This is a genomic window from Bacteroidota bacterium (assembly GCA_034723125.1).
Lineage (GTDB): Bacteria > Bacteroidota > Bacteroidia > CAILMK01 > JAAYUY01 > JAYEOP01.
On the sequence record JAYEOP010000334.1, the window covers coordinates 1 to 2,568 of the forward strand.

The 2,568-nt window shown below is 33.4% G+C and carries 2 protein-coding genes; one reads left to right on the forward strand and one right to left on the reverse strand.

Annotated features, from left to right (window positions below; translation table 11 throughout):
- Positions 1-755 (forward strand): NAD(P)-dependent oxidoreductase (locus U9R42_09225; GenBank protein ID MEA3496201.1); only part of this gene is annotated, 755 nt, incomplete at its 5' end.
- A gap of 132 nt (positions 756-887) precedes the next feature.
- Here U9R42_09225 and U9R42_09230 read toward each other — a convergent pair.
- On the reverse strand, positions 888-2,568 hold a 1,681-nt coding region (locus U9R42_09230; GenBank protein ID MEA3496202.1), incomplete at its 5' end, for a GLUG motif-containing protein.

Consider the following 2,568-nt stretch of genomic DNA (forward strand, 5'->3'; position numbering starts at 1 on the left):
AGGCAATAAATAAAAAAGAATTGTTTGAAACAAATGCAAATGGAACAAAAAATCTAATCGAAGCAATTCTAAAATCCAATAAAAACACACATCTGATTTTTTTGAGTTCCCTATCTGCAAGTGGTCCAACAAACAAAAATAAAGTAAATACAGAATCAGATGAAAATAAACCGATTTCAAATTACGGAAAAAGCAAATTATTGGCAGAAAATATTATAGTAAAAAACAGAGACAATTTTTACTCCACAATTATTCGTCCGGGAATTGTCTATGGTCCAAAAGATAGAGAAACTTTACTGTTTTTTAGGTTAGCGAAATTCGGAATTAATTTACATTTGGGAATTAGTGAGCGACATTTAAGTATGATTTTTGTTGAAGATTTAATTCAGTTAATAATAAAAACCACAATAATAAAAACGAAATCCGGAGAAATATTTTTTGCTTCTGATAATGACACCGGCTACTCGTGGAATAAAATTATGAGAACCATTGCAAAAATTATGAATAAAAAAATATTTACAATTATAATTCCAAAATTTGTTATAAAAATAATAGTATATATTTCAGTATTTTTTGCAAAAATTTTCCATTATTCAACAATGTTAAATTTAGATAAATATAAAGAAATGAAATATCATAACTGGATATGTTCGTCGAAAAAAGCAAAAAAACTATTGCAATACAGTCCTGAATTTTCATTAAAAAATGGATTGGAAAAAACTTATAAGTGGTATAAAGAAAATGATTGGATATAATGAGATTGAATTGACTCCACCGCAGAAACGCAAAGTTCCCTCAAAATCCCTTGCGTCTCCGTGTCTTTACAGTGAACAAAAAAACACCCGATATCACTACCGAGTGTTTAATTCACAAATCATAATTCCTAATTATTTATATGCTCCTTCAAGATAGATTTTTACATTAAGTTCAATTGCTGTAATAGTTAATACATTATCCGCTCCATCTTGCCAAGATAAAATAGGGTAACCATCATTCACAGTTTCTAACTGATCCATATCCCAATCATCATCATTATTAGCATCGTCATTTGGATTAGTCACAAAATCCCAAGCAGTAGTTAATCCTGTAGTGCTTACATCTGTAAATGTATTATAATCTTTCATCTCTGCTGTTGTCTTTGCCGTGGCTGATCCTACTGCATCGGTTGATTGATTGGAAGCTGTGCTGTCAAAAAAATTGTCGTTGTAAGTTCCGGAATAATTATAACCGACAAATCCTTTATCTGTTGGGTCAGTTGCACCTGTGTAAGAAACAGATCCGGTTGAGTAACAATCTTCAACAGTTGAATTATAATTATAACCAACAAAACCACCAAAATATGTAAGGGTACCACTTGAACGGGTTACATCTCCAATGCTGTAACTATTGGTTATTGTTGAAGAAATACGATTAAATCCAACGAGCCCACCTACCTGACTAGTACCAGTAACACTTCCTGTACCGTAACTATTGGTAATTGTAGAACCATCATAATTATATCCAACAAGACCGCCTACCCAATGATTACCATTAACACTTCCTGTGCTGTAACTGTTGCTTACTGTAGATGAATTATTTTCTCCAACGAGACCGCCGACATTATCACCACTACCACTAACACTTCCTGTGCTGTAACTATTGGTTATTGTTGAAGAAGTACGATTATATCCAACGAATCCGCCTACACGCTCACTACCACTAATACTTCCTGTGCTGTAACTATTGGTAATTGTTGAACTATAATTCCATCCAACGAGCCCGCCTACATAATCATTAGTACCACTAACACTTCCTGTACTGTAACTATTAGTTATTGTTGAAGAAGTAAGATTATATCCAACAAGCCCGCCTACATAATAACTACCACTTACAATTCCTGTGCTGTAACTATTGGCAATTGTTGAAAAAAGATAATTATATCCAACAAGCCCGCCAACATAAATATTACCAGTAATATCTATGTTTGTTAATCCTATGCTATCTATTACTGCTCCACTTGCATAGCCAAATAAACCAATATAATCTGTACCTGAATGATTAATATATAATGAATCAATTATATAACATTGACCGTCATATTCGCCTGTGAAGCTTGTTGTATTATTTCCAATTGGTGAGAAACCTAATGTATCACCACCAGAAATATTAAAAATGTCTGTAATAGAAGCATTTATGTCTGCTGTTTGTATGAAGTAATCACCCCAATATGAACTGTTATTTGATAATAATGCTAATTCACAAATATCAGATATTTGATATGGAGCTCCCGTTGTTCCTGCTCCTTTAAGTATCTCGTCATCTGAACCACTCTGCCAAGATAAAATAGGATAACCACTGTTCACTGTTCCTAACTGATCCATATCCCAATAGTCATCATTGTTTACATCATCATTTGGATTAGAAACGAAATCCCAAGCGGAATCCAAACCAACAGAGACCACATATGAAGTATCTGTATATGTAAAAACACATTTCATCTCTGTGGTTGTCTTTGCTGTGGCTGATCCCAGTGCATCGGTTGATTGATTGGAAGCTTCGCTGTCAAAAAAGTTATTATTGAAAGTCCCA